Below are 26,057 nucleotides of genomic sequence, written 5' to 3' on the forward strand. Positions count from 1 at the left end.
ATATCGCGCTCAACTTCTGTATGGTCGCCGGGTGGTTTTTCCCTACTCCCAATCAAACGTTGACACAATCGCAGGTGCTGGTAGCGAAATTGATGCGGATTCATCCCCACTCTCTTTCCGCATATGCACCAACGGATCATGCGGATCCGACAAAGCCCCCGCTTTCCATGCATCGGCGATGTCTTTGGTGCCGGCTGGTGGCATCCAGGCAAACACCTTTTCGCAACCGAGCTTCCAGATTTTATCGATCTGCTGTTCGTGGGCGGCATCGGTTTTGGCCTGGGTTTTGGTATTTTTCTCGCGTTCCATAGCCACATAAACTGTGTCTGCCTCTTTCAGCATCTTCTGCACATGCGTCCGGTCTAACGAGCGGACATTCGCCCCGCCAGAGACAATGACGCAAGGGATAGGCTTCCGACGGGTCTTGTACCAATCGATAACAGCCAGCGCGTCCATACCGCCTTCCACAACCCAGACAGAACCTCGATTATCCCCATGCCAGATGGCTGGATAGGAGTTATCGGAATGCTTTACGTCCAACTTTGTCAGTGGTTTCTTCCCATCCCAGGACGGAATAGATTGGGTCAGCCTGAGGGTCATGGATCGCAATTGACCATCCCCCCTGCCGCAAAAGGCTGCAGAGGGGATCCCTTTGTAATCCACAAAGCGCAGGAACCCTGCCCCTTGGGCACACCGGATGGTTTTTTGGCTAATACCGCGTTCCTGCAAATAGTGCATGACCGGATCAGAATTCCGACAGACCGGTGGAGCAACAGGCAGTTGATGAGATAGGACCGTTCTTTTTTCCGCTTTTTTCGTGATCGTTGAACCTGAAAGATCGGCCAAAGCCTGCTGAAAACTCAATCCCATCTCTTTCACGCAAAAATCGATGGGATCACCACCATCAACACCAGCCCAGTCACACCAGACAAAATGACCATCCTTTTCTTGTGTTACGCGGTAACGGTCATCCACCACCCAATCCTTCACCCCGTCTTTTTTGATGGGCAAGCCAATAGACTGCAGGTACGCCACCAGATCAGCCATGTGGGCGGCATCACGCAAACTTGGATAATCAGCCTGTATATCAGGTGAATCTTGCTTTTGTTCTTTAGCCCGACGCTTTGCCGCAGACGCTTTTTTGAAGCGATCATTCCAATTCGTTACCGTAACAATCCCAGAATCATCCCTATCACGACCGCTGCCAGTATCGCCGCTGATCCTGCCGCTATCCAGAACTGTTGCCGTATCTTTTGAATCTCCTCCCGTAAAGCCTTTGCTTCCTGCTTCCAGTAATTCAATTCCCGATTCGATTGCATCGCTTTCTGGCGAGATTCCCTGGCCATTTTCACCGACCGTTTCACTTTGTCCTGCGAAAGCGTTTGCATCTCTTTCTGGATGGCGTCCACGGCGGCCTGTATCAGAGGCTGCATGATCGCTCTCTGCGTATCCAAACCCTGATCCAGGGCTTGAGCCATTTCCTCCATCGGCCCCAAGCTCTCGTCTATTTGATTCGCCATCGCTTCCGGCAACCGCGATAGCTCCTGCCGCATCTGCTGGATTTGCCGGATCATCTCCGGCGCATCGATCAGCAAGGAAACGTGCTGCTCGGTCTTTTGCTGCGCGTATTCTTTCAATATCTCTGTCTTGCTCATAGGAAAGCCCCTTCTTCTGCATATTGCTCAATCTATAACCACGGCCGAGGCTATTTGAGGTGAAGCGATAATCACCGTAGTGATAGGCAAAGCCGGACAGTTTTCCGGTGGTGGCCAGGTTCGGCTGAACGATGACGCCCAGCGTTTCAAGATCCTCGATGAACTGCGTCACGGTCCGCTTTTTCTCCAGGAGCGCATCCAGAGCCTGCTGCATGAACAGGCGTGCAGGTATCTCGCCTTTTTCTATCGCGATGAAATCCCCTTTGGTCGGGGCCTTCTTGTGAGTGAGGGCATTTTCTGGCTCCAGTAAAGAGGAAGGTTCCACCTTCACCAGATTGAAATCCTGCTCTATTTTCCGGACAGCGGCCTCTCCACGTCGGTAATCGTTGGAATCGGAAACCACGGAACCATCGCTGTTGATGCGGGAAAACAGGATATGGATATGGTCGCCATGACAGACGGTGGCGTAGGCATCCATACCCATATCTGAGCACCATTGATCACTGATCATGGCCCATTCCCGGTCAGACAAAACCCGATCCCCTTCAGGAACCCGTAGGGAAACATGTCCCACGGCTTTCTGTAGATTCGGGCGCATCCGGCGCAAAACCCCTATTTCTGCCGCCAGTTCTCGGGCACTACGTCCCGAAAGCGTGCCGCCGATCAGGTCATGCCTTGGCCGCACGTCGCCGTTATGGTCTTTTTCAGCCAGCAGATAGTTCGCCAATCCGCGTGCACCGGTGCCTTTGATGATTTTTTCAATCATCGTCTGCCTCCACGCCCAGCAAAGCCAAACGGACGGCACGAATTGCCTTTATCAGCTGCGGAATCAAATCACGGTCCCACGCATGGGCCTGGCCTGCATTGATGGCCCATTGGTACTGGTTGGCATTGGCCGCCAACCTTGCCAATTCTTGCCATACCTGAAGATTGATCGGCGGCACTGGCGGGGCGGGTAATTTGGCATCCGTAATACAGAGCCGCATGTATTCTCCGACCCGCAATCCCTGCGCAGCGGCCTTGGCTTTCAGGTCGGCCAGCTCGATCGGAGAAAGCCAGACTTCGCGCCTGATCGTCCGATGCACATCATCCGGCAATCGAGGACGACCCCCACGCTTTTTGATCGGATTCTGAATCTCATCCGTCATGGCAAAACCTCCGTGGCCATCATCGCCGACCCTGCAACCGGAGGGCGCAGGTAAAGATGATGGCGGGGGTCAAGGGGGTTCACCCCATTGCGAGACGTTATCACCCGGCAAACGTAGTGCGCGGGGGGATAACATGGCTCGCTCCTCACCGAATACCCCCGCATTCTCAACGATTCCCCCAATGCGAACAGACCGATTCCTTGCAAAAGATGTTTTTCACTATCCCTGAGGGTGCATCCCTTCCACCCACTGATCACCGAATCTGCCCGCCTGTCTTTCTGTGCTTTGGAATCGCCATGGGGATTGGCAATGTCGCGCTGTTGCCCGTTCGCTCTTCTTCCCCGCCGGTAATACCCTTGGGGGTCGGCGCCATCGGCGCCGGGGGGAAAGCCACCGGATGACCGCACCATCATGTCCGACCAGGAAAGATCTCCAGGAATATCGTAAAAGCTGAGCGGGGTATGAACACCATTTAAGAACTGAGCGGCCAATATGGGGAAAGTAGCGGTCCCTCGTCTGTAGCCCATGGTTGGACGGAGCATTGCGCCTGAAACGCCTAACACAATGATGTTACCCATCCTCATAGGTCACCTCCCTTTTTTCGGGAAATGAGACGCGGACGGCCACGTCGGCGTGGGCTGGGCACTACGGGAGTTTGCGAATATGACGGAAGAGCATTTTGGGAGAAACGCTCTGCAGTGAGGGCGCTTTGTTCAATCTGTTCGATCAACCCAATGGGGAATCGGGGACCGATTGGGAGTTTATGCGGAGTGGGGAGTTTGCCCAGGCAAACCTGATTGCGGAGGGTTTTTTCCGAACAGGCCCATCGGTGCGCGAGATCGGCAAAGCTCAGAAAGCATGGAGGAACGATGATAGCGCGAGGCGGCTCTCCGCCCGCATCCCCTCCAGGGTCATCGGAGCTGGCTTTTTTGGCCGATTGTCCACCACCCTGGCGTTTTATGCCGGACTGGCGGCCCTGGGCATGGGAACCGTTGAGTCGAACACCTACCGAACCTTTTTGGAGCAGGCCTTTAGGGAACGTTTGCTCATGAAGCGTTCGCATCGATCCAGGTAAAGTTACTGCTGCTCTGGCGATCTTGGTCGCGTAAACCCAATAAGCATTGGTGGCATTATTAATCTCCCAATCAAACTGCTTGGTTCTAAATACATGCCAGATCATACCAGCTGGATAAGCAACAATGAAATTGCCAAAAATACCTAAACCCATCCAGCCAAACCACTGCGGGAGGTGTAAATGGAGGAAATGAGCGCCCATCACAATCACAAAAAGCATTCCAGCCAGATAAATGCTTCCCGTGATATAGAGGCCACGAATCGTGGGTTTTTGTGTTTTCATCTTTTGTTCCTTCACATTCTCATCAACAGCAATAATATACGCTATTAAAAATCTATACCAGATGAAATTTATCAGATATCTAGACCGAACGGAAGAGATCATTTATTGGATTACCTACCTATTTAACAATAGCAGGTTGATTCAGCAAGCCCTGCACTGGAACCACATCTTGAAACTGAACATCTGGCTTTTATCCGGGTTAACTCGAACTGTATATTCACCTTATATCGTTTCAATAAATTTTACTTAAAAATAATATATTCAATGAGATGAATTTATCATTTGAGGTTCGCTGATCAGATTCCAGCATCGGCATGAATCGAAAGAAACCTACAGAGATCTCCGACCGGAGTAATCTATATTTCCTCATTTGATAGATCATTAACTACTCAAAAACAGCAGAAATTTTCTTTACCCTTCTCTAACGAAAATGAATGGAGCACTGCAAATCTCTTGTGAACTTGTTGTCAATTGATCGTGTACTGAATGGTGACGAAGTGGAGACGCTACACATCCTGATTGGCGCCAGTCATAGCACTGGTGACAATGAGGCTCCGGACTGAGCATCAAGTGGATCCACTGTGTATTCACCAAGTACTTTTTTTCGCGACATGAGAGGCTTCTGACCGCATGGAAGCCAGCACTTCGCCCAAAACCGGCTCCCCTTTGGTCTCCGTCCGGCCAATCCGCAATGATTCCCCCCGCAGCATCAAGACCCATTGCCCCGCTGTATCGGTGGCAAAAGCCTCCGGCAGCCCACAGCCTTGTGTTTTTTTATTTTAACCAGCCATTTGTCTCCAGTCGCCGGATCGACATACCAGCGCAATGCTTGAGCTTTTCCCCATTGCAGGCCCTGATCCACCAGAAAGCTCTGATCCAGCCGCAGAATTTCCAAAGGATTTTGGCGTTTGTCTGTGAGGCAACACGCCGGACAAGATAATTGTCGCTGAGCAATGGGGATAAATACGGATGCTGGTCTGGTTCCCGAAAATCCATTGGCGGTGATTGAGCGCAACGGCAGATTGATCAGGGACGTGATTCGTAAAGGTCCAGGTGTCAGAATCGTTGTACTACCCGAAACGGTGGCAGGATATTGGTGGACAGGTACGGCCGCTCAATTCCGTAACAGCGTCCCTCATGGCCAGCTATGGCTGATCGGCGCATCGGTTTGGGAAACTGATGGCCGACGTTGGGATGCCCTGGTGCCCATCAGTGATGATGGTTTTTCTTCCCATCTTCCCCTTTTACGTGCGGCCTTTCCTGTGCCGGTTTCCATGTGGCATCCATGGCAGTCAAAAGGGTATTCAGCGGCATGGTGGGAAAGGAGCAAAACCGTTGCCGGAAAAACAGTTTTCGCCAACATCTGTTATGACCAGCTATTACCATGGGTATGGCTGGAGGCACTCATTCAGAATACGGATATTATCCTGGCTGTATCCAACGTTTGGTGGGCCAAGGGGACAAGCATCCCGCGAATCGAGCAAGAGACATCAGAGGCATGGGGTAGGTTGATGGCGACACCGCTGGTTTTGCTATCAACCGATGAGATCTCACCACCGCCTCCACCACTTTCACCGGATGGGCCCGCGCGGTAAATCGAGCTCTATACCCGCCAACCGTTGTTCCAGATAACGCTTGCGCCAACCTGCGACTTGCACGCGATCCACCCCCAGGCGCTCCGCAATTTCTTTGTTCTGCAAGCCCTCTGCCGCCAGCAATATCATCCGTGCCCGTAATGACAAGCGGACACTGCTTAGTCGGGAGGCGACTATACGGGACAACTCGGACAGCTCTTCGCTGGTTAAAGTGACTGTAGGCGCAACTCGCAAGGCTGGACTCCATTCATACCCTCAACATGGAGCCGTTTTATCATGATCAATTTTAAGCCTGAAGTTTAGACATTCAGCTTCCTCGCCTGTCTCAGTGAGTGGCGATATGATGCAGTAAATTTGGGGTAGAAGTGCGTCAAGCAGCCTTTTTGCGGGGTGGTTCATCAGTATCGGCCCAAAAGTCAGGATTTGGGCACTGGAATTTCCCGGACTTTGGATCATAGCCCGTCCAGAAGGGAACCCGCAGAAAATGCAGATGGAGCCATTGGGCCATGAGTCCTGCAGTGACGGGCGTAGCGATACGCCAAGGTGCTATGGCGGTCATGGGAAAGTCCTCGGTGACCGTTTCCGCGAGGAGCTGCACCATGGACCAGGCAATGCAACGAATTTGCATCCAGCGTTCGAGAACCGCGCGCCTTTGCTGCCAGAGGTTATTGATGCCCCACCAGCGTTTCAGGTTATGGAAGAGGGGTTCGATCTGCCAACGGTTGCCATAGAGGGTGACGACTTCAGGGGCGGTCAGATCGGTTTCGGAAGCGAGATAAAGGCGTGTGGGCGACCATCGATGGTGTTTTGCATCGTAGAGAGCGCTCCAGACTGCCCGGACGGGATGGCCGTTGAGGAAGCGTGCCTGGACGACGATGGATTGAAGACGGACTTTCTGCCATTTCCCATAAACAAACAGGGTGAGGATCTCCGTGGGGAGTGAGGTCAGGGTTTCCGGGGTCAGTTTGTCCCCATATTTCCGGGGCCGACCCCGTTGCGCTTTGGCGGGTTTGGGCGGGGGCTGCCGATACAGTGCGGTATCCTGGCGCACCTGGCCGATGAACTGGCCGCGCTGACGCAGCAGGGGCAAGAGCAGGCGGCGGCGCATGAACCAGGCATCGGTGAGCAAGCGGACGGGTACGGGGATGTGGGGTATAAAGGCCCGCAGTAATGCCCCGGCGATTTTCAGCTTGTGGGTATTACCGGTGCGGGGCACGAGGCGCAAGCGAATGGGAAAGGAAAGGGCTTTGCCGGAGCGGCTCCGCAGGGTCAACGCCAGCCCTACCCAGTTCTGGGCGAGGACATAACGGGGGCGGTTGTGCTTATGGCTGTGATCGAAGTGGATGGTCGCGCCTGGGGCCTTGTTAGAGTGTCGCAGGACCAGCGTATCGTCGATGATCAACTCAACGATCGGCAGTGGCGGCAAAGCGGACAGGAGCCAACGGACTTGAGCGATGGCCAGAACCTGGGTCCGCAAGGATTCACGCTCCAGGGGTTTGTAATAAGTGGACCAATGGCAGCGCAGTAAAATATGGCTGAGGGCACGGGTGACCCAGCCATCAGGGGAGATCAGGCACCCGCAAAGCAGTTCGAGGAAGCTGCGCCGCGAGCGGGGCGGCACGGCCGCGAGAAAGTAGGTAATCCACTCTGAAAGGCGGAGGGTAACGAGACGCTGAAAGGACATGGCAGTGATTCCGAAAAGCCTAAAACGCTTCTCATTGGCCGACCCTTTTTTCCGAGCTATACTCGAAAGTGGTGTACGGGCGCGTTACAACTGGCTTGAATGAGGTGGCGTACTGTTGCTACAAAGGGTTTCCGACTCAAAGAGCAACATAAGGAGTACGCCGTGGAAAAGAATACCGTAATAGCAGGTGGGATGGGAGAGTTGGGTCTGGGCATTGAAGGGATACTTCGACGCGCGGCACGCTCTCTGATTGAGCAGGCCATAGAGGCAGAGGTGGCGGTATTGCTGGAAGAATTTGCGACGGTGCGGATGGTTGATGGGCGTCAGGCGGTCGTGCGTAATGGGCATCTGCCGGAGCGCGAGATCATGACCGCTCTGGGTCCGGTACCCGTCAAAGTACCCAAGGTGCGGGACCGCTCAGGATCGGGGATCAAATTCAATTCGGTACTGGCGCCTCCGTATGTACGCAAATCGCGAACGGTAGCCGCTACAGTACCTTGGCTCTATCTGCATGGGGTGTCTTCCGGCCACATGCAGGAAGCCCTTTCCATTTTGCTGGGTGATGAGGCCAAGGGACTTTCACCTGCGGTGTTGGGACGTCTCAAGGCGGAGTGGGCGCAAGAGTATGCCCATTGGCAACACCGCTCCCTACAGGGAAAGCGCTATGCTTACTGGTGGGTTGTTAATCAGCGTCATCTTTTACCATATGTCAGCATCATGCATTTACCATGCGACTTAGTTAAAAATGAATATTTAACCACGTGATAGATTGACATATTTTGTGGAATACATGTTAGGTCAAGGGCAAACCATTTTGACGCTGTTTTCTGCTAAAAACTGATAAATCTCAAGCGCTGTTTAACACGCCAGTGTGTCGTGGCATTGGCGCAAGCATGGCCTCAAGCCCTATCTACTGCGTGGTTTCAAGGTGTCACGAGACCCACATTTTTGTGGAAAAGCTGGAAGATATTGTGGGGTTGTATATGTCTCCCCCGGAACATGCCTTGGTGCTCTGCGTGGATGAAAAAAGTCAGGTACAGGCCCTGGACCGGACCCAACCGGGACTCCCCCTCAAAAAGGGCCACGCAGAAACGATGACCCACGACTACAAACGTAATGGCACTACGACCTTGTTTGCCGCACTCAACGTGCTGGATGGTCAGGTCATCGGGCAGTGTCAACAGCGACATACCCATGTGGAATGGCTGAAGTTCCTGAAGAAAATTGATCGGCAGACGCCCAGGGACAAGGCTCTGCATCTGATTGCCGACAACTATGCGACCCATAAACACCCGGTAGTACAGGCGTGGCTCGACAAGCACCCGCGTATTCACATGCACTTCACGCCCACTTCGGCATCCTGGCTCAACATGGTCGAGCGTTTCTTTCGGGATATCACGACCCAGCGATTACGTCGTGGGGTGTTCACCAGTGTGCCTGAACTCATCCAGGCCATTGAGGGGTACATCGACCACCACAACACCCATCCCAAACCTTTCATCTGGACCAAAACCGCACGCGACATCCTGCAAAAGGTCATTCGCGCCAACAGCCACTTAAGCAGCAAACAGAATGCCACACCAGGTGAACAAATTTTATTCCACAACTCTGTAAGAATTTAAGCATAGCCACGACTAAGAGATTGAGGACCATTATTTCAATCTCTAAAGAGGAGGCTACAATGAATTCCACAAATAACGATCATCATCTGTCTAAGCAACTGATTATGGCTGGTATGCTGGCCCTTGCCGGGACTGTCGGGGCGACAACTCCGGCATTCGCCAGTCATGCCCCTTGGGTCAAATGTTATGGTATTGCCCGAGCGCACAAGAATGATTGTGCCACCACCACCCATTCCTGTGCAGGCCAATCTATCCATAATGGGGGCAAATATTCCTTCCTACTGATCCCTCAAGGGCTGTGCCAAAAAATAGTCGGAGGTAGTCTGACGCCTGGCAAATAAGACAAGATCATCCACCGCTATTCTATTCATGCATTCCGCTTTTGAGCTGATGGATCAACAAGCAGCGGGTGAACAATGAAAAACGAGAAGTTTTCATCAGGAGGAATTTGCATGGCTACTTGCTCTATTGCTTTCCATAAAATGGAAAAATGGTACGAACGTATTGTGCGCTGGTTGCATTATCTCGCACCCGTGGCCGATCTGTCAGCACGACTCTGGGTGGCGCGGATATTCTGGATGGCAGGCATGGTCAAACTGCAAAGCATGACAGCTACTGTCGCCCTGTTCAGATATTATGTATCACGTGCCATTGCTTCCTCCCGTGTGGGCAGCCTATCTGGGTACGGGCATTGAAATCTTTTTTCCCATACTGTTGGCGTTGGGTCTGGCGGGTCGTTTTGCTGCCGGTTTTTTATTCATCTACAATATCATTACGGTGCTTTCTTATCCGCAAATGGGTGTTGCTGGAATGATGGATCAGGTGCCTTGGGCCATTTTCCTGCTTTTTACGACGGTTTATGGTCCTAGCCTCTTTTCTTTGGATTATGGTTTGAGTCGTATCTGGAAAAGTACGCCACCTGCCGTCCATAAATCTGTCTGATCAAGCATTGTCTCGCACCATTGGGGTGTAAGACATATTTCCCTTTGGGGAAAACCACGTGGTTGTTATGAAAAAGGAGTTAATCATGAGTAAGGAAATGACAAATCGCAAACATACGTTCCAGCGTGCACTGCTTGCTGGGGCTGTCGCTATGGCTGGAGTGGGTTTTGCCGGGACTGCGATGGCGGGGATGATGCCACAGGGCTATGTCAAGTGTTACGGCATTGCCCGTGCTCATCAAAACCAGTGTATGTCCATAGGTGGTATTACGCGCGGTTCCGCAAAAACCAATGGTAACCCCGATGCCTGGTTGGCCGTACCGAAAGGGGTTTGCCTGAAAATCGTGGGTGGCAGCCTGACCCCCGGAAAGACCCCCACTAAAACCCCTGCTAAGAAATAAATAGGGGGGCCGAGGTCTCACTGGCCTCGGCATATTTTTTAGAATGCTGAAAAAACCTTTTTTGAGCATTCTGGTAGCCAGGAGAACACGCTGATGATCCAGGACACTACAGCAATTCACACTGGTGCCTTATCCAGGGAGATCCCAGTAGCTGCAGGGATTGGCCTACGTGCCTGCCATTATCGCGATTTCCAAAACGGCAAACCGCCAACGGCCTGGGTCGAGGCGCATAGTGAAAACCTGTTTGCTGCGGGTGGCTTGCCTCATAGAGTGATGCACCAGGTGCGCAGTCATTATCCCGTGAGTCTGCATGGCGTCGGTCTGTCTCTGGGAAGTGCGGACCCGTTGAATAAGGAACACCTCCAACAACTGCAGCAAGTGATCAGCCGTTATGAACCGGGACTGATTTCCGAACATCTCTGCTGGGTGTCATCGGAAGGACGCTATCTGCACGATTTATTACCCATACCGTATACCGAAGGCATGCTGCAGCATGTCAGTGATCGGATTGACCAGGTGCAGAATGTTCTGCAGCGCCAAATCCTGATCGAGAATGTTTCGGCCTATCTGCATTTTGCCGACAATCAGATGGCAGAATGGGCTTTTTTGAATGCCCTGGTAGGACGTACGGGGTGCGGGTTATTGCTGGATATCAACAATCTGTACGTCAACAGCCGGAATCTCGGAATAAATAGTGATGAGTATTTGGTAAATCTCCAAGCCAATGCCATCCATGAGATTCATTTGGCAGGATTTTCGATAGAAACTGCTTTAGGTCAGGAAGTGTTCATCGATACGCACAGCCAGGCAGTCTGGCCCGAAGTCTGGACGCTTTATCGACGGGCCCTGCAGATTATCGGCCGCCCAATCCCCACACTTATTGAATGGGATACGAACATTCCGCCACTTGCTATTCTGCTGGAGGAAGCTCAAAAAGCACAGCATATTTTGGAGGGGATCCATGCATGATGCGCTGGACTACCAAAAATCCTTTGTAGCTGCCGTCCTGTCACCGGAAGAGGGCCGCGTTATTCCCGGACTGAGCGGATCAATTTCTGCGGCTGTTGCAACTGCCATTTATCGCAACAATATTCTGGAAGGCTTCAGCGAAAGCCTCAAAAATGTTTACGGTGCGATCTTCGTGCTGATTGGAGAGGATTGTTTTCGTGAAATCGCTTATTCCTATGCTCGCTCCATTCCCTCATTATCTGGCGACCGCAACGCCTATGGCGAGCACATGCCTGCCTTTCTTGCCCACCATCCTCTCACCCGGAAACTCGCCTATTTACCCGATATGGCACGGCTGGAATGGGCCAGTCATGAAGCTTACTCTGCAGCAGAAAACTTCATCGTTAATGGATTGCATGCTTCCCTGCATCTGGTGGAGTCGAGCTATCCGCTGATGGCGCTCTGGCAACTGTGCCAGCACCCCAATGAGGAAGGCACGCTGGATTTGGATGCACTTGGTGGTGATAGCGTCCTGGTTGTGCGCCCACAGGAAGACGTACTGATGCGCAGCTTGTCCCCGGGCGAGGCGGCTTGGTATCGGGCCTTACTGGAAGGACATACCCCCGATCAGGCCACTGCTGCCGCCCGAACAGTTGAACCGGACTGTGACCCCATGTTGTACGGGGAAACAGCAGTCGGTGATGGGGTTTTACAACAACAACACTGAGGTAGCGAACACGAATGAAGTATCCAGTTATGAGCAGCACCTCTCAGGAACGAGGAGATCATCTCATCAGACTAGCGGGAAATGCCTTTTTTGGGCTGTGGGCACCGCTCATCGTATTGTTGCTGATGCTCTCTCCATCCGCCCTTGCCAGTTCATTGGTTTCAATAACGAGTCTCAATGCTTCGTCATTGATGTCGTCCACCAATAGCGTGCATCACTCACCGTTTCTGGCACCGGCCAAAGCCTTCCTCTTTAAGGCGCGCATGGCACCAAACGATACCCTGGTCCTCCAGTGGATCGCCGCGCCTCATTATCACCTCTACCGCAATCGGATCACTTTACAGGTAAGCCCTCGTTCTGCCCATTTGGCGCCTTATACCCTGCCACCGGGCAAACCGATGGATATACCGGGGGTCGGAACCCTGGCTGTTTATGAGGGCGATACCACCACGATTCGGGTGCCCGTACATTTCACGGGCACGCCCCCCAAGCAACTTCGAGTCACCAGCAGTTTTCAGGGATGTGCCAATGCCGGTGTCTGCTACCCAGTCATCACGAAAAGCTATACGCTAAGCCCGACGGGAATTATTGCCAGCACCGTACGGCATGCTCCGGCTTTGGCCGACACGCATCCTGCTCTGCAGAAGCCGGTTCAACCTTCTGTGGTGGCCGGTCAATATGGGCAGTTCGCAGCGGGATTAGCCGGCGGGCAAGTCCTCTTAACGCTACTGCTTTTCTTTCTGGCGGGCCTTGGACTAGCCTTCACACCCTGCATTTTCCCCATGATTCCCATTCTGTCCTCCCTGGTGGTCGGTCAGGGGAACACTCAGTTGACCGTGAAACAGTCCAGAAGGCATGCATTCTGGATTTCTCTGGCCTACGTGCTGGGTATGTCATTGGCCTATACGGTTGCCGGGGTTCTTGCAGCGATCACTGGATCCTATCTGCAGGCCTTTTTTCAAAATCCCTGGGTGCTCAGTGGATTCAGTGCATTGTTTGTCGTACTGGCGCTCTCCATGTTCGGTTTCTACGAATTGCAGATGCCCAATGCCATACAATCGCGCCTGTCCCGTTACGGGAAGGGCGGACACTTTCTCAGCGCCTTCGTGATGGGTGTGCTGTCCGCCCTGATCGTCGGACCGTGTGTCGCGGCCCCATTAGCGGGGGCTCTGCTGTTCATTGCCCACACCGGCAACGTAGTTCTGGGGGGGGTGGCCCTGTTCCTTCTGGGGTTGGGCATGGGGGTCCCCCTGCTGATCATCGGGACTTCTGCCGGACATTTTCTGCCCAAATCCGGCGCATGGATGAATGGCGTAAAGGCCGTCTTTGGCGTGGTTCTGCTGGGAGTGGCCATCTGGTTCCTGTCACGAATTGTGCCGGGACCGGTTACGCTGGCCTTATGGTCAGCGCTCGCCATCCTCTCAGGTATTTTTCTGGGGGCGTTTGCAGCCAATTCCGGAGGATGGCCCCGATTCTTCCAGGGACTCGGCATACTGGCTGTTGTCTATGGTGTGGTTCTCGGAGTCGGTGCCTCGGCGGGTGCTTCTCTGGTGCTTGAACCTTTGGCCCCTTTCGTGGCAAAAGAGGTTTCAGTCGCCCCTCTACAAAACCATGCACTTCAAAAGCATCATCCCCTCCATTTTACCGTGGTTCGCAGCCTTCCCCAGCTGCAATCGGCTTTGGCCGCAGCAAAAGGGCACCCGGTATTGGTGGATTTCTGGGCAACCTGGTGTGTAGAGTGCCAGCGTATGGATGTCGAAACCTATGACAATCCCCATGTAGAAAAGGCCTTGCAACCACTCACGCTAATTCGGGTGAATGTGACAGCAAGTGATGCCGCATCGCGCCACCTGCTTCATCATTTCCAGTTATTTGGGCCACCGGCAGTATTGCTGGTCAATGCGCAAGGGCATCTGGTTGCCCAATATGAAGGCTATGAAGGACCCGAAACGCTCCTGCAGCACCTGCAGCAGAAGCTGGGCCATACGATGACTGATCATTGATGTTATAAAAATTATATTGAGGAGATCGCTATGAACTGCAACACAAGACTGACCGTTTTAACCGGCATGCTGATCGGCATCTTGGGCATAGGATCTGCCCTGGCAGCCACAGAACTTCCGCCTTTACCCAAAATGGCTCAGAACAATTATTGGAAGGACATCGGCCAGCGACTGACCTATATCCAGGAAGGGCATAAAGGACCGGTCATTTATGATTTTTTTGATCCGAATTGTCCTTATTGCCACGGTATGTACGATGAGGAACAACCGCTAATCAAAGCCGGAAAACTCTCCGTACGTTATGTGCCGGTCGCTTATCTCATGCCCAGTAGCACCCCTGAAGCTGCCGCTATTCTGCAATCCCCGCATCGGGTCCAGGCGCTGCAACATTTTGAGGGATTGGCTGCCAAGAGTTTCGCGGCACCTATGGGACCCCAGGGGCCTGTTGGTCTGCCGCAAGCCAAAGCACTTCCACAGACGCTTCACGCTTTAAAAGTGAACATGGCTGTACTGCAAAGTGCCCACTCGATGGGCGTACCCGCCATTTTGTATGAACGCAAAAATGGCACAACAGGATTAATGCCCGGCATGGTATCTCGCGGGGAACTGCTGACCATCATTCCGAATCTGAAATAATCTGCATACCAGGAGAATAGCGCGACATGGAAAACAGGATGAGAACCCGCTGGCTGAAATGGCTGGGAATCGGGCTATTCGGCAGTAGTCTATTACTTTTTGGCACGACTTTCGCTGAAGCGCAGACAGCAACGGGAACGGCTACAGCGGTACCGCCAAAAAAACTGACGGCGAATGTTCTTTGGAAGCATATTCTGGCGCATCACCTCACTTATATTCAGGAAGGCCACCACGGTCCCATCATTTATGATTTTCAGGATCCCAATTGTCCTTACTGCCATGTGATGTACAACCATGAGGCCGCCTTGATTAAGGGCGGAAAATTGACGGTCCGTTATGTCCCCGTGGCCTTCCTGACGCCACAAAGTCCGGCAGAAGCCGCCGCTTGGCTGCAATCTTCCCATCCTCTGACAACATTGAAACATTTTGAATCCATTGTTGGTCCGGCGTTACAGAGCGGTGACTATCGCAGCCTTCCCAAAGCCACACCCACAGCAAAAACAACCCAGGATCTTAAGCATAATCTGGAAATGATGGGTGCATTGGGTTTCAATGGCACGCCCGCCATGTTGTATCGTCTCAAAAATGGTCATATTGGCCGCATCCCCGGCATGATTTCTGAAAAACAGCTTTCCGGGCTGCTGCCGCATTTGCGGTGAGTATTATAGGAACGTGGATGGCTATTGGGTCATTCCCTTCCAGGAAGCGTCACCGGAGATTGTTCGCCCAAGAGACCATTACCTACGGGTTATTGAGGAGTGCGCTATGAAGAAAAGAAGGTTGTCAGGATGGCTGCTGACTGGATGGCTGATCACACTTCCGTTGGCGGCCACGGCTGCACCTGCCCAGGAGAACATGCTTTTTCAGGAAATGACAAAGCCCCAACACGCCAATCCCAAGGCGCTTCCTCCAAGTGCTATTGCTGCAGCGATAACCCACGCACACACTTTTCTGGTCGGGCATCAGGGGCCTGAGTTAACGGCATTTATGGACCCTAACTGTATCTGGTGCCATAGATTGTATGAGAAAGCTCTGCCCATCATCGGGGCTGAAAAATTGCGGTTGCGGGTAGTTCTGGTGGGATTTCTGAAGCCCTCCAGTCCGGCCAAGGCCGCATCCATCCTGATGGCGAATAATCCAGCCAAGGCATTGGCCTATGATGAATCGCATTTCAATACCCAAACAGAAGAAGGCGGGATCCGTCCAGCCCCCAATCCTCCGCCCTTGATACGTCGCGCCGTGCGCAATAATACCCGGCTGCTTATCCGTACGGGTGAGGAAGCAACGCCCACGTTACTCTACCGGAACAAACATGGGCAGTGGGAACTACAACATGGTTTGGGGAGCCATGGGTTGCATAAAATCATGGAGATCATCTCATAAGTTGTCATGCCTCTGAACCTTTCTCATCATTAATTGCCTAATTCCATATAAGTCATATGGTTGGAGGTGCATAAATGAAAGCAGAAGCCATGAATTTGCTGCAATGGCAGGCGCGGTTTGGTACGGAAGAGAAATGTGCCGAAGCGCTGAAACAACAGCGCTGGCCCAATGGCTTTCAATGCCCGCATTGTGGGCACGATCAAGGCCACTGGGTAGTGTCTCGCAAGGTCTACCAGTGCAATCATTGCCGACGCCAGACCTCTGTAACGGCTGGCACCCTCTTTCATTCCACCAATCTGCCCTTGGTGCAGTGGTTTCTGGCCATCTATCTGATGGTCTGCGACAAAGGTGGCTTGTCGGCCCTGCGCCTCTCCAAGCAGATCGGGGTCTCCTGGATTACTGCTCACCTGATGCTGCGCAAGATGCGCCACGCCATGGCGGACCGGGACAGTATCTACCGCCTGGGTGGATTGGTTGAGTTGGATGATGCTTTCGTGGGCGGACGTCGATCCGGAGGCAAAAGCGGACGCGGTGCAGAAGGGAAAACACCGATCCTGGTAGCTATTGAAAGCCGGGATAAGAAGGCGGGTTTCATGGCTATGGAAACCATCCCTTCGGTATCCGCTGGAAATATCCGTCAGTTCGTTCAGCGTCATTTGCTCCCCTGGCAGACTACCCGCACGGATGGCTTGATGGCATTGCGCGTTCTGGGAGAAACCCAGCACCATGAAGGCCGTGTTACACCGCCAGAACAGTTAGATGAATGGCTGCCCTGGGTACACATCGCTATTGGCAACCTTAAAGCGTTCTTGCTGGGAACTTACCATGGAGTCACCGGCAAATATCTGCAGGAATACCTGGATGAGTTCATCTATCGCTTCACCCGACGCTTTTGGGAGCCTGAGTTGCCATTGCGCCTGCTCAATGCCTGTATGGACCATATCCCTGTCCGATTGGTAGCTGAAAAAGGTTAAGAGGCATGTAATTTGTTAAGAATTCCGGAGAAATTACGACTCATAAAATGAAGGCAGCTAGCTGAAGCCAGGCAGATCCATACAACAGCCCTGAGGGAGGTACGGATTATGGACAAATGTAAAGAGCTCTTTTGTTTGCTTGTGTCTATTTGGACACGCATAGTAAATAGCGGAAGTGCTGGAAAATGCGACAACACCCAGCAATTTGATGTCATGGTAATGTGCGAAAGTGGTTTCCACGCCAGTTGGTATCCACAGGGTCACTAGATCAAGATGGGTAATCTGCCTTCTCTGTCTATATTGCTCGCAGCACTGAAGAGAATAGTAGAATCCAGTAATGACTAGGAATTATTTAAAAAATTTCCCCTGAATCAGGAGATCAAAGATTATGAGAAAGTACCTGTGTATGGTTGGACTGGCAGCACTCTGGATCAGTCCTATGGCCTCGGCTACCTCACAATCGATGACACGTATTCAGAGTCACCACAGCGTGTCTATCACCGTTAAACGCTTAAAACAGGTTATTGTGGCCAAGGGTGCCACCATATTTGCGGACATTAATTTTGCACATGGCGCCAAATTGGTGGGGATGCCTTTGCGACCTACGCAGCTACTTATTTTTGGTAATCCTCGCTTGGGTACCCAGCTACTTGAATCGCGTCAAACCGCCGGACTGTACCTACCACCGATGAAAATACTGGTGTGGAGGGATGCTCATGGTCAGGTATGGGTGGGGTATCGTAATCCTCAAAAGATGGTCCATGAGAGTGGTGTCGTCGGCCATGTCCGATTAATCCGCAAAATGCAGCATCTGTTGGGAGTTTTCAGCCAACAGGCCGTTGGCCAACCATGAGCATGGGTATCACCCTGCCTGAATTTTAACCACATATGACGGCCAATCTAGGCGATACGAAGCATCAAATGCCACCAGATCGGAATGATCAGGTGCATGCCTGTCAGCCCGAACACTGGCTGGATCGATATGGAGATGGACTCTACCGTCAAGCCCTTTTCCGTACAAGTAATATGGCGGTTGCTGAGGACATTGTGCAGGAAACATTACTGGCGGCGTGGCTGGGGTACGCAGGATTTTCAGGAGCAGCACAAGAACGTACTTGGCTGTATGGCATTATGGAACATAAAATTCAGGATTATTATCGCCTGAACGCGAGGACCCCAAAGATCAGCAATCTGGAAGTAGATGATCTGGATTCGGACATTGAAGAGTCCGCGTTTCAAAGTAATGGTGCCTGGGCCAATAAACCCGGCGCATGGGGTCGTGACCCCCAAGAGGCTGCGGAGTCCAAAGACTTCCTGCGTATTATCCAGGGCTGTTTAAATGAGCTCCCAGAGCAGCAGCGTTCTGCATTTATGTTGCGTGAATGGTATGGCGAAGAGATTGCTCTTTGTGCAAGAACTCTGGCTGTCACCGCCAATCATCTCTCGGTTTTGCTCCATCGCGCACGACTCCAGATCAGTCGCTGCCTGGAGTTTCGATTTGCAGGAGGAGAACAACAGTGAAGAAGCGTCTTATGCTAACCTGCCAGGATGCCTCAAAGCTCTTGTCTAAAGGTCAGGAACAAACATTGCGTTTTCGCGAACGCTGGGCACTCAAAATACATCTTTTTTTCTGCGTTTCCTGCCGCAACTATGCCCGACAAATCGGGTGGATAGACCAGGTGTTTCATCTTATCGCCGACCGATGGAACACCTATCACCTGAGTCACGAGGCCAAAGAACGTATTCGGGATATGTTGAAAAAGGCCGAGCCCGGATTGGGTTGTGATCATAGCGAAGAGGAGAACCACCTATGATTATGAATGGGACGATTTTCAAATCCGAATCATTGGCGGCACAATTATGTCAACACAAAGAAGATTTTCTTGCGCAGGTGCCCGCCATCATCGCCACCGTGGGCGATATGAAATCCTTTCGGTCAGGGCGGGAGTTTGCGGCTTTTCTGGGGCTGGTTCCCCGCCAAAGTGGGACCGGTGGCAAGGTCCGGTTGCTGGGTATCAGTAAACGCGGAGACAGCTATCTGCGAAAGCTGCTCACCCACGGAGCGCGGGCAGTCGTGAATCGCCAGATCAAGAATCGGAACCCATGGATTATTAAACAGAATGCAACATTACACTAGATAATCAGTTAGTTACAATTAGAACAAATTTACCGTGGCTAATGCCTCAGGTTTGGGCAGTATGATGAGAAACATCATAGGGGGCTATTCCTGGAAAGTGCCGGCGTCATGAAGTTAGATACGGGATCCAGTCACCAAAAACATGTGTAATCTCAACCCATTGCCATCCGCCCTGATTCTCTTTATATTTCTCTGAGGTGGCGCGAGTCGCAATGGACGTTAGATAAAAAGTGTGACATCAGACTCACCAGCAAATTCAAAAAAGGCGGCGGCACCACCCAGTTCAATACCTTCGATAAAGTCAGCAGTATCAAATTCAAAAAGATCGACCGTCATTTGGCAGGCAATCATCCGTACCTCGGCCTCAAGGCATAGCCCACGCAATTCATCCAGGCTAGCCACGCCCTTGGCTTTCATTTTGCTTTTCATCATGGAGGTAGCCAGTCCTTCCATGCCCGGCAACACCATCATCAGGGTAGGAATAGGAACAGGCATCGGCATGGCTGGGTTACCCAGAGGGCTGACGCGCAGATGACTCAGATCTTTCTTGAGCAATTGCAGACCATAAAAGGTGAAAAAAATTTCCACGCTGTAACCCAGGGCTGCAGCAGTGGAGGCCAGGATGAAGGGTGGATATCCCCAATCCAGGGTACCTTTTGTCGCGACAATAGCTAACTTTTTCTCGTCCATTTCAACTCCTTTGTAACTCTAGATAGGCATTGTTTATCACAGTTTTTTCAGTCAAACCTTTTGAATGAAGAAGATAAATTCACCGTCTACTTCTGCATGCTCCAGAAGAGGGTTTAGCGTCTGCTTGGAAAAGGCCTCAAAATCTTTTACGGCACCTGGGTCAGTAGCGGCGATCTTCAACACCTGACCGGAATTAAGTAAGCTGAGGACTTTCTTGGTGCGTAAAATGGGTAATGGACAATTCAAGCCTCGTGCGTCGAGTTCTTGATCTTCTTGTAACATGAGTTAATCTCCTGCTATAAGTTTATGATCCAACCAAATTAAAATACTGCGCCTGATGAGTGCTATGTACATACGATTTTACCACACTCAACCAGAAATGGGGATCTATATCATCAGACCCAATTCAATCCGCGCATATTAAGGATATTTAAATACCCGCTACTTGGCGTGGGCGACAATCATTCTAGGCATCAACCACAATCTATAGGGGAATATGTTGTTGATTCACCCGTATTCGTGTTTTCATGTCTACCTTAAAAAAGTGCACACAGCAGCGCTTATCAGGCGCATCAACCAATTTCTCCTTAACTCGAAAGGCCTAGCCTGAGTCTTGGCAGCCCGATTTATAAAGATCACGGGGCCGCCAAAAATAGTCAAGGTTTCACATAATCAAAGCCATGAGATTCTAGCTGCATGATGCGCACGATGCCAGCCGGAACGATCACCGCAGAGGGAACCAGTTTAGGTAAATGACCCAGCTTTTTAGCCATCTGCAACATGGTATTGTGACAGGCATCAAACTCTACACCCTCCGCATTCATAGCAGCAATAGTCTTGGCCACAGGACTGTTTGCAACAAGCATTTTAAGTCCCGGACCAAAGGCTACTACAACAATCTGAATTTTTTGCTGTCCAAAGAAATTAAGCAGGTTCTGCGAAGTGTTCAATACCAGAGTCCAGCGTGCCGGGTTGTCCTGACTAACCTGAACAACCAACTTATGCGTTGCAAAAGGTAAGGCATGTATAAATTTGGGATGCGCAAAGTTGAAATCATGCAACATGGAAACATTGGCTGAGGCAACGCCCATACCAAGCAGCATGGCCAAAGGAATCAAAAAAGAACTAATCATACGGCGTAAAGTGCAAATAGACACAGAAAAATCTCCTTGTTACGGTTAAAATGAAATCATGGCTTGCATGGCAAATTCATTATCCACCACCTTGCTAACTGCCGCACCCGGCGAATTAGAAGCAACATGGGGTGCATCCACGGTGCGGAAATAATAGCCTGCCATAATTTTGGTAATTGGCGTGATATGATACTGGAGCGCCAGTGCCCATGTCTTGAATATACGCTGCTGCCCTACAGAGGCGAGATTAGGCAAGCGATCATAATAGTCATATCGGATGTTTGCTTCGATGTGCTTGGTCAAGAATAAACCACCCTCAACATAGTACCCAGAAGCAGAGTTGTTGACATTAGGATAAAGCTGCGTCTGATAAAGCGCAGGTTGTAAGCCTAATTGCTGGCTAAATGCGGAGGGGGCATCAATCCATCCGTTGCCACGCATGTATTCAAACTTTAATTGTCGACCCCAAGGGTGCATATAACCTTGTAGGTACTGGAAACCCAGACCCTCTCTTTGCATTGCATAACTATGCCCTAGATAGTCTGGTTGGGCATACTGATACCAGAGCCACCCTGTAAGATCACTACGGAAGGGGCCATGGCCGCCAAATATGTAGGACTCTTGGACACGTGCGGCATATAAAGGGCTACTGGACTGATTGCCCGCCGATACGCTCCCAAACATGCCAACCATAGCCCCATAGGCAAATTGCCAGTGGCCCCAGTTTTTCCAATCAAAAACCTGGACTCCGGGATATCGGAATGCATTGACGCCCAAACTTTCATTCCCGGGCACCAAGACGGATCCGGATGGACCTACAGCATACGGCCGGCTGGGTTGAGAGGCATAAAAAGGTTGAAGCATGAGTTGATTAATGACCGTGGGGAAAACCACGTAGTTATAGGCCATGTAGCCATTCATGGCATCCTCTGCACTTGGTGCCCGGATAATGCCTACTTCAACACGGGCTGCCGGTATGTAACTGAATACTACGTGTGCATCTTGCAGTTGCGGGGTATATTGGCCACGAATATTAGTGGCTGCATTATTTCCAAATTCACCCGCAAAAAAATAGGAGATGTGTGGATTCAACCATCCTCTCACCATTAATCGTGCTCGCTGGATGAGGAACGTGGTGCTTTGCCCAAAATTAGGGCCGATCAGATTCACATGAGGTGTAGCATAAATAAACCGTTTGAGCGCAGTATTATATATTCCAGCAGGAGTTCCTGCCATCACATACAGATCGGGCTCTATAAATCCTGAAAAAAGCGAAACCTTTTTGGGGTTTAAATCTTGCAGCTTGAACCAGTTCGCGGCGGTGGCCGTGGGGACATAAGCAGCTAAGCAGGCTATAGTTAATGCTTTAATAATATTTTTGCCTCTACGGAATTTTTTTATTGGCATTTTTCCTCGTCTCCTTTTTTTGTATACTCACTGTTTGATCTCAGTGGAGATTTCAAGCAAAATCTGTTCCACGCCGATAGACCAAAAAAGCAGCTATCTTGATCAGATAAGCGCAGATTAAAGCCTATAGGTGCGCCATTCAGAACGGCAGTTATTATGAATATTATTTTTAACTTATGAAATCCAAGGAGAAGCTGGTGATTACTCGTCTATATCGTGTTATTTCCCTTTTTGCTTTGCTGGTTGTTGGAACTTTGAGCGCAAGCGCCGCTGATATGTACGTGGAAACGCTACCCGTACCCATGAGCAAAGCCTCAGGTGAGATACAGAAAGCCCTTGCCACGCACCATTTCAAGGTGGTGATGCATATTGATATCCTGAAACGGATTGAGGCCAAGCAATCCATCTTGCACATACAGAACCTCAATCCCGAGAAATTCCAGGATGTACAGGCCATGGTGTTTTGCAATCCGGTACTTTTCAGTGATCTACTGAGTGCAAACTGGCGCTCAGCTGCTGTATGTCCGCTAAATTTGACGATTTATGGAAAAGGGAACCAGACAACCATTGCTTATCCAGAGCGCGCCGCATTTACAAACGGTACTGCTGCTAGCAAGGTGGGTGCAAAGATTGATCACCTAGTCATAGCGGCTTTGAGAAGCATTCCCGGCGCTGCGTCTAAGTAGTCATTCATCTCATTAAAAGTTTACACAATCGACCCGCCCTTTCCATTACTGAGAAGGTGGGTCAATCTGGATGCTCTTTCACGAAAAACACTTCGTTGATCTTCTGCAACCATACTGTTGGACTTTCCGATGTCAACCTCAAAAAAATCTTCATCCAGTCTCTGGACGTCCAGAGTATCTTTCACGTGCAACTCACCCATGATCGTCCTTAGAATGGCACAATTTATGCTTTTGGTTTCCGGACTAGCTGGCTGGTTTTAATGAAATGGAATCTTTCCGCACTTCGCAGAAGAAGATTGTGCCGTATAACAAAGTAACGCAACAGGAAGCAGTGATAAAGGAGCAACCATGAATCACAAAGCACGCCTACTTTTCCCCCTGATAATGGCCTTAACCGGCTTATGTAGTATCTCAGCCGTGGCCAGTCCAGATCAGACACCGGATCAATGGCTCACATACGCAATGAGTGCCGGTCACAATGCTGTGTATCAGTCCGCCTTCCCATCTATCTCCTGGACATTCAGTGTACCAGGAGCAAACACAATCAATCGTAAGATTGTACGAAAATTAACAACTATTAGAGACCTCGTGGGCTTTCCGATTGGTGTTGCGGTAGCTGATGGAATAGTTTTTGCGCCCAATGACAATGGCTATCTATATGCCATCAATGCTACAAATGGGCGCTTGCTTTGGAGTGTTAATGTCTACAATCAAATTATGACAACTCCGATTGTGGCAACCGTAGATAATCATAAGGTTGTTTTTGTGGGTGCAGGAAATTCCGTTTTTTCCTATAGTCATGCCAAATTATTCAACGTTAAAGGTGCCAAGGTTACGCGTGGTACGGACGTATCAGCTATAGAAGCTTTCCACGAAAAAACGGGACGCCTGGAGTGGATATACCACACTAAGGGCGAAGATATGCCCACATCTACTTACATTAACGGTAAACTGATCTTTGGTAACGGGGATGGCCATGTGTATGCCTTAAATGCCAAAAACGGTTTTTTAATTTGGAAAACTGGTATCCGCTCTTTTGTCAGTATGTCATCAGCCACCCCTGTAGACGATGGCAAAATCGTTGTTATGGGAGGTACCAACCCAAGTCGGATTTATGCTATTAACAGCTCTTCCGGGAAATTACTTTGGTCTGTACACCCTGAAGGTATTTTTTCCAGCAGTGGTGGTGATGGCACTTGGGCGGCACGTGGCAATACTTTGATTGGTCAAATAGATGTGCGCAAACCCAATCAGACAAAAGGAACATCGGATTCTGAAGAACTTGCGCTCAATGGACAAACTGGACAAGTTCTTTGGTCACGAAATTTGGGTTCTGGTAAAACACCTCCGCGAAACAAGGATGCGGTTCCAACCATTGTGAACCGCGTAATATATACTGGAAGCCCAGTAACACATACAGAATATGCCATACAGCTGCAAAGTGGGAAAATTCTTTGGCATAAAACACTTTCAGCAAGAATGAAAGCAGCTCCAATGGTAGTTCAAAATAAATTAATTCAGCCTATCGGTAATGGTGATATTTATACGCTGAATTGCCAGAATGGTTCCATAATTCATGTATACCATAACAAGCTCGGTAGCTTTGGGCCTCAAAACGGGGTAATGATAGGTGGTACTTATTTTATTGGCTCAAATTCTGGATATATGGAAGCTATACCATTAGAGAAAATTCTAGGATAGATTAGTTTCCTTAAGAAAATTGCCATACACCCTTGACTAGGTGGCATTCAACTTATAGGAGCCGGATCATGCCAAAACTGAATGTTGTTATGCTGCTCACCATAACCAGTTGTTTTTCTTCTATAGCTTGGGCGTATACAGCCGGACCCAGCCCTGAAGCTCTGTGGAAAGAAGTGCAAATTTTGCAAAAAACGCACGCCATCATGCCCGGAAGCGTGCCTTATCAAGTGGGATCTCGGACTGTGGATCCTTACACCGTGGACCTGGCCAACCCTTTGGCAATATCCAGTATAGAAAAAGCCGGTGGGATACTGAAAGTGAACCGCTATAGTAACGGAAGCTTGGTAGTAAAAGAAAATTACAATGCCCACAAGCAGTTAGTGGGCGTTACCGCCATGCTGAAGGCGGCTAAATTTGATCCTTCAGACCGCAACTGGATCATGGCTGCCTATGATCCCACCGGTAAAGTCCTGGCTTATGGCAAAGTGGGCAGCTGTATCGCCTGTCACGTACTGGTCCGCCATCAAGACTTGGTTTTTGCTCCGCCGCCGACGCAATTGTTGCCGATCACCACTTGGAAGGCTTTTTTCTCCAAGCAGGAAATGAATCCGGCTTACGTGGCACAGATTCAAAAACATCCCGGGGCTGTCGTTCAGTAGCCTGCTCATTAAGGAGGATATTCCCATGCAACGCTTTATTCTGGCCGCTCTGTTTCTGTCACTTGGCTGCCTGTTCACCACTGCCCAGGCTGAAAAGCTCAATGACACTCCGGCACTATCCGGCTTACATGATGCAAAGGCCGTGTTTTTAGTGAATATGCGTAACCCGGCGGCTGTGGATCACCTGGTCAGAGTCATCGGTTTGACCCGCAAGCAACTTCTGCAACAAAAGGTGACGCCGCACTTCATCGTGGTCTTTATCGGTCCAGATGTCGCATTTCTGACCAAAGATCGTCGGGGCATACCTTACACAGAAGAAAGGGATATCGCGGGGATTCAGGGAGAAATCCTGAAGCTCAGCCACAAAGGCATCCAGTTTCAGGCTTGTGGCGTGGCGCTACACGGTATGGACGTATCTCCGAGCATGCTGATTCCGAGCGTAACGCCTGTGGAAAATGGCTTCATCTCTACCATCGCCTACCAAGAAAAGGGGTATGCTTTGGTTCCAGTTTATTAAAACAATACATATCTCTCGTATCTTTCCCTCAACTATCGGGTCGGCAAAAGTAG

Annotated in this window: 28 protein-coding genes and 3 pseudogenes; 22 read left to right on the top strand and 9 right to left on the bottom strand. The window is 50.7% G+C overall.

The annotated features are described in order from the left end of the window. Positions 1-42: 42 nt before the first annotated feature. The 3 genes from GCD22_RS10510 to GCD22_RS10520 all read right to left on the bottom strand — a co-directional run bounded on the left by GCD22_RS10510 (position 43) and on the right by GCD22_RS10520 (position 4,262). Positions 43-2,421, bottom strand: coding sequence for a relaxase/mobilization nuclease domain-containing protein (locus GCD22_RS10510; protein ID WP_081577400.1), 2,379 nt, complete (start codon positions 2,419-2,421; stop codon positions 43-45). Further along, positions 2,414-2,803 (bottom strand): plasmid mobilization protein, encoded by a 390-nt coding sequence (locus tag GCD22_RS10515; protein WP_081577401.1) that lies wholly within the window; start codon positions 2,801-2,803, stop codon positions 2,414-2,416. The genes GCD22_RS10510 and GCD22_RS10515 overlap by 8 nt, the downstream gene beginning before the upstream one ends. Before the next feature lie 580 nt (positions 2,804-3,383). Further along, a complete protein-coding gene (locus GCD22_RS10520) occupies positions 3,384-4,262 on the bottom strand; it encodes a hypothetical protein (RefSeq protein ID WP_153940766.1) in 879 nt (292 codons plus the stop codon). Between the two features lie 893 nt (positions 4,263-5,155). Here GCD22_RS10520 and GCD22_RS10525 point away from each other — a divergent pair. Continuing rightward, positions 5,156-5,755, top strand: a complete 600-nt coding sequence (locus tag GCD22_RS10525; RefSeq protein ID WP_170286736.1) for a carbon-nitrogen hydrolase family protein — start codon at positions 5,156-5,158, stop codon at positions 5,753-5,755. Here GCD22_RS10525 and GCD22_RS10530 read toward each other — a convergent pair. Together GCD22_RS10530 and GCD22_RS10535 are read right to left on the bottom strand one after the other, a co-directional pair. After that, complete coding sequence (locus GCD22_RS10530) at positions 5,732-5,941, bottom strand: helix-turn-helix domain-containing protein (RefSeq protein WP_153940767.1); 210 nt, start codon at positions 5,939-5,941, stop codon at positions 5,732-5,734. The two genes, GCD22_RS10525 and GCD22_RS10530, sit on opposite strands and share 24 nt — an antisense overlap. A 184-nt stretch (positions 5,942-6,125) precedes the next feature. Then, positions 6,126-7,439 (bottom strand): IS701 family transposase, encoded by a 1,314-nt coding sequence (locus GCD22_RS10535; protein WP_153940768.1) that lies wholly within the window; start codon positions 7,437-7,439, stop codon positions 6,126-6,128. 192 nt (positions 7,440-7,631) lie between these two features. On the opposite strand from GCD22_RS10535, the pseudogene GCD22_RS10540 reads away from it, so the two are divergent. From GCD22_RS10540 to GCD22_RS10615, 17 genes and pseudogenes are all read left to right on the top strand, one after another. Beyond that, positions 7,632-8,120: pseudogene (locus GCD22_RS10540) on the top strand (transposase); the annotation flags it as partial. Between the two features lie 184 nt (positions 8,121-8,304). Then, a pseudogene (locus tag GCD22_RS10545) lies at positions 8,305-9,061 on the top strand (IS630 family transposase); the annotation flags it as partial. A 59-nt stretch (positions 9,062-9,120) separates the two neighbouring features. Next, positions 9,121-9,402 carry a BufA1 family periplasmic bufferin-type metallophore gene (locus tag GCD22_RS10550; protein ID WP_153940769.1) on the top strand — a complete coding sequence of 94 codons (282 nt, stop codon included), beginning with the start codon at positions 9,121-9,123 and terminating at the stop codon, positions 9,400-9,402. A 111-nt stretch (positions 9,403-9,513) separates the two neighbouring features. Beyond that, positions 9,514-9,756: a hypothetical protein gene (locus tag GCD22_RS18215; RefSeq protein WP_211371663.1), complete on the top strand. Its 243-nt coding sequence runs from the start codon at positions 9,514-9,516 to the stop codon at positions 9,754-9,756. Next, positions 9,725-10,003: a DoxX family protein gene (locus GCD22_RS18220; protein WP_211371664.1), complete on the top strand. Its 279-nt coding sequence runs from the start codon at positions 9,725-9,727 to the stop codon at positions 10,001-10,003. The genes GCD22_RS18215 and GCD22_RS18220 overlap by 32 nt, the downstream gene beginning before the upstream one ends. 85 nt (positions 10,004-10,088) lie before the next feature. Further along, on the top strand, positions 10,089-10,403 hold the full coding sequence (locus tag GCD22_RS10560) for a BufA1 family periplasmic bufferin-type metallophore (protein WP_153940770.1): 315 nt from the start codon (positions 10,089-10,091) through the stop codon (positions 10,401-10,403). 93 nt (positions 10,404-10,496) lie between these two features. Continuing rightward, a complete protein-coding gene (bufB, locus tag GCD22_RS10565; RefSeq protein WP_081577240.1) occupies positions 10,497-11,372 on the top strand; it encodes an MNIO family bufferin maturase in 876 nt (291 codons plus the stop codon). Further along, a complete protein-coding gene (locus GCD22_RS10570) occupies positions 11,365-12,078 on the top strand; it encodes an HvfC/BufC N-terminal domain-containing protein (RefSeq protein WP_081577239.1) in 714 nt (237 codons plus the stop codon). Before bufB ends, GCD22_RS10570 begins: the two co-directional genes overlap by 8 nt. Positions 12,079-12,107: 29 nt before the next feature. Beyond that, positions 12,108-14,081: a protein-disulfide reductase DsbD gene (gene dsbD / locus GCD22_RS10575; protein ID WP_244947520.1), complete on the top strand. Its 1,974-nt coding sequence runs from the start codon at positions 12,108-12,110 to the stop codon at positions 14,079-14,081. A gap of 30 nt (positions 14,082-14,111) precedes the next feature. Next, positions 14,112-14,717, top strand: a complete 606-nt coding sequence (locus GCD22_RS10580) for a thioredoxin fold domain-containing protein (protein WP_244947521.1) — start codon at positions 14,112-14,114, stop codon at positions 14,715-14,717. 26 nt (positions 14,718-14,743) lie between these two features. Continuing rightward, positions 14,744-15,376, top strand: a complete 633-nt coding sequence (locus GCD22_RS10585; RefSeq protein WP_153940771.1) for a thioredoxin fold domain-containing protein — start codon at positions 14,744-14,746, stop codon at positions 15,374-15,376. A gap of 106 nt (positions 15,377-15,482) precedes the next feature. After that, positions 15,483-16,100 (top strand): thioredoxin fold domain-containing protein, encoded by a 618-nt coding sequence (locus tag GCD22_RS10590; protein WP_153940772.1) that lies wholly within the window; start codon positions 15,483-15,485, stop codon positions 16,098-16,100. A 74-nt stretch (positions 16,101-16,174) separates the two neighbouring features. Beyond that, positions 16,175-17,074, top strand: a complete 900-nt coding sequence (locus tag GCD22_RS10595; protein WP_153940773.1) for an IS1595-like element ISAth1 family transposase — start codon at positions 16,175-16,177, stop codon at positions 17,072-17,074. Between the two features lie 388 nt (positions 17,075-17,462). Further along, complete coding sequence (locus GCD22_RS10600) at positions 17,463-17,927, top strand: DUF302 domain-containing protein (RefSeq protein WP_081576950.1); 465 nt, start codon at positions 17,463-17,465, stop codon at positions 17,925-17,927. A 68-nt stretch (positions 17,928-17,995) separates the two neighbouring features. Continuing rightward, positions 17,996-18,595, top strand: coding sequence for a sigma-70 family RNA polymerase sigma factor (locus GCD22_RS10605; protein ID WP_226856217.1), 600 nt, complete (start codon positions 17,996-17,998; stop codon positions 18,593-18,595). Beyond that, complete coding sequence (locus GCD22_RS18225; protein WP_081576952.1) at positions 18,592-18,888, top strand: anti-sigma factor family protein; 297 nt, start codon at positions 18,592-18,594, stop codon at positions 18,886-18,888. The genes GCD22_RS10605 and GCD22_RS18225 overlap by 4 nt, the downstream gene beginning before the upstream one ends. Positions 18,889-18,971: 83 nt before the next feature. After that, positions 18,972-19,184: pseudogene (locus GCD22_RS10615) on the top strand (transposase); the annotation flags it as partial. Between the two features lie 246 nt (positions 19,185-19,430). Here GCD22_RS10615 and dsrE2 read toward each other — a convergent pair. The 4 genes from dsrE2 to GCD22_RS10635 form a co-directional block, all read right to left on the bottom strand. Further along, positions 19,431-19,901, bottom strand: a complete 471-nt coding sequence (gene dsrE2, locus GCD22_RS10620; RefSeq protein ID WP_024895456.1) for a sulfur carrier protein DsrE2 — start codon at positions 19,899-19,901, stop codon at positions 19,431-19,433. Positions 19,902-19,952: 51 nt separating this feature from the next. Further along, positions 19,953-20,183, bottom strand: a complete 231-nt coding sequence (locus GCD22_RS10625) for a sulfurtransferase TusA family protein (RefSeq protein WP_153940774.1) — start codon at positions 20,181-20,183, stop codon at positions 19,953-19,955. 374 nt (positions 20,184-20,557) lie between these two features. Next, complete coding sequence (locus GCD22_RS10630) at positions 20,558-21,058, bottom strand: DsrE family protein (RefSeq protein ID WP_010641821.1); 501 nt, start codon at positions 21,056-21,058, stop codon at positions 20,558-20,560. A 21-nt stretch (positions 21,059-21,079) separates the two neighbouring features. Next, positions 21,080-22,441, bottom strand: coding sequence for a putative porin (locus GCD22_RS10635; RefSeq protein WP_153940775.1), 1,362 nt, complete (start codon positions 22,439-22,441; stop codon positions 21,080-21,082). Positions 22,442-22,617: 176 nt separating this feature from the next. On the opposite strand from GCD22_RS10635, the gene GCD22_RS10640 reads away from it, so the two are divergent. The 4 genes from GCD22_RS10640 to GCD22_RS10655 all read left to right on the top strand — a co-directional run bounded on the left by GCD22_RS10640 (position 22,618) and on the right by GCD22_RS10655 (position 26,004). Then, positions 22,618-23,127, top strand: a complete 510-nt coding sequence (locus GCD22_RS10640; RefSeq protein ID WP_065968090.1) for a DUF302 domain-containing protein — start codon at positions 22,618-22,620, stop codon at positions 23,125-23,127. 348 nt (positions 23,128-23,475) lie between these two features. Continuing rightward, positions 23,476-24,828: an outer membrane protein assembly factor BamB family protein gene (locus GCD22_RS10645; protein ID WP_081577212.1), complete on the top strand. Its 1,353-nt coding sequence runs from the start codon at positions 23,476-23,478 to the stop codon at positions 24,826-24,828. Positions 24,829-24,896: 68 nt separating this feature from the next. Continuing rightward, positions 24,897-25,487, top strand: a complete 591-nt coding sequence (locus tag GCD22_RS18230) for a cytochrome P460 family protein (RefSeq protein WP_176211975.1) — start codon at positions 24,897-24,899, stop codon at positions 25,485-25,487. A gap of 25 nt (positions 25,488-25,512) precedes the next feature. Beyond that, positions 25,513-26,004 carry a DsrE family protein gene (locus GCD22_RS10655; RefSeq protein ID WP_153940776.1) on the top strand — a complete coding sequence of 164 codons (492 nt, stop codon included), beginning with the start codon at positions 25,513-25,515 and terminating at the stop codon, positions 26,002-26,004. Positions 26,005-26,057 lie beyond the last annotated feature (53 nt).

Source organism: Acidithiobacillus thiooxidans ATCC 19377 (assembly GCF_009662475.1).
GTDB lineage: Bacteria > Pseudomonadota > Gammaproteobacteria > Acidithiobacillales > Acidithiobacillaceae > Acidithiobacillus > Acidithiobacillus thiooxidans.

Bases quoted from the DNA above. Each gene is read 5' to 3' on its own strand.
- bufB (WP_081577240.1), top strand. From the start codon at position 10,497: ATGATCCAGGACACTACAGCAATTCACACTGGTGCCTTATCCAGGGAG.
- GCD22_RS10520 (WP_153940766.1), bottom strand. From the start codon at position 4,262: ATGATCTCTTCCGTTCGGTCTAGATATCTGATAAATTTCATCTGGTAT.
- GCD22_RS10560 (WP_153940770.1), top strand. From the start codon at position 10,089: ATGAGTAAGGAAATGACAAATCGCAAACATACGTTCCAGCGTGCACTG.
- GCD22_RS10510 (WP_081577400.1), bottom strand. From the start codon at position 2,421: ATGATTGAAAAAATCATCAAAGGCACCGGTGCACGCGGATTGGCGAAC.
- GCD22_RS10605 (WP_226856217.1), top strand. From the start codon at position 17,996: ATGCCACCAGATCGGAATGATCAGGTGCATGCCTGTCAGCCCGAACAC.
- GCD22_RS10655 (WP_153940776.1), top strand. From the start codon at position 25,513: ATGCAACGCTTTATTCTGGCCGCTCTGTTTCTGTCACTTGGCTGCCTG.
- GCD22_RS10585 (WP_153940771.1), top strand. From the start codon at position 14,744: ATGGAAAACAGGATGAGAACCCGCTGGCTGAAATGGCTGGGAATCGGG.
- dsrE2 (WP_024895456.1), bottom strand. From the start codon at position 19,901: ATGGACGAGAAAAAGTTAGCTATTGTCGCGACAAAAGGTACCCTGGAT.
- GCD22_RS10515 (WP_081577401.1), bottom strand. From the start codon at position 2,803: ATGACGGATGAGATTCAGAATCCGATCAAAAAGCGTGGGGGTCGTCCT.
- dsbD (WP_244947520.1), top strand. From the start codon at position 12,108: ATGAGCAGCACCTCTCAGGAACGAGGAGATCATCTCATCAGACTAGCG.
- GCD22_RS10550 (WP_153940769.1), top strand. From the start codon at position 9,121: ATGAATTCCACAAATAACGATCATCATCTGTCTAAGCAACTGATTATG.
- GCD22_RS10590 (WP_153940772.1), top strand. From the start codon at position 15,483: ATGAAGAAAAGAAGGTTGTCAGGATGGCTGCTGACTGGATGGCTGATC.
- GCD22_RS10600 (WP_081576950.1), top strand. From the start codon at position 17,463: ATGAGAAAGTACCTGTGTATGGTTGGACTGGCAGCACTCTGGATCAGT.
- GCD22_RS10595 (WP_153940773.1), top strand. From the start codon at position 16,175: ATGAAAGCAGAAGCCATGAATTTGCTGCAATGGCAGGCGCGGTTTGGT.
- GCD22_RS10640 (WP_065968090.1), top strand. From the start codon at position 22,618: ATGAAATCCAAGGAGAAGCTGGTGATTACTCGTCTATATCGTGTTATT.
- GCD22_RS18215 (WP_211371663.1), top strand. From the start codon at position 9,514: ATGGCTACTTGCTCTATTGCTTTCCATAAAATGGAAAAATGGTACGAA.
- GCD22_RS10580 (WP_244947521.1), top strand. From the start codon at position 14,112: ATGAACTGCAACACAAGACTGACCGTTTTAACCGGCATGCTGATCGGC.
- GCD22_RS10645 (WP_081577212.1), top strand. From the start codon at position 23,476: ATGAATCACAAAGCACGCCTACTTTTCCCCCTGATAATGGCCTTAACC.
- GCD22_RS10570 (WP_081577239.1), top strand. From the start codon at position 11,365: ATGCATGATGCGCTGGACTACCAAAAATCCTTTGTAGCTGCCGTCCTG.
- GCD22_RS18230 (WP_176211975.1), top strand. From the start codon at position 24,897: ATGCCAAAACTGAATGTTGTTATGCTGCTCACCATAACCAGTTGTTTT.
- GCD22_RS10635 (WP_153940775.1), bottom strand. From the start codon at position 22,441: ATGCCAATAAAAAAATTCCGTAGAGGCAAAAATATTATTAAAGCATTA.
- GCD22_RS10625 (WP_153940774.1), bottom strand. From the start codon at position 20,183: ATGTTACAAGAAGATCAAGAACTCGACGCACGAGGCTTGAATTGTCCA.
- GCD22_RS10535 (WP_153940768.1), bottom strand. From the start codon at position 7,439: ATGTCCTTTCAGCGTCTCGTTACCCTCCGCCTTTCAGAGTGGATTACC.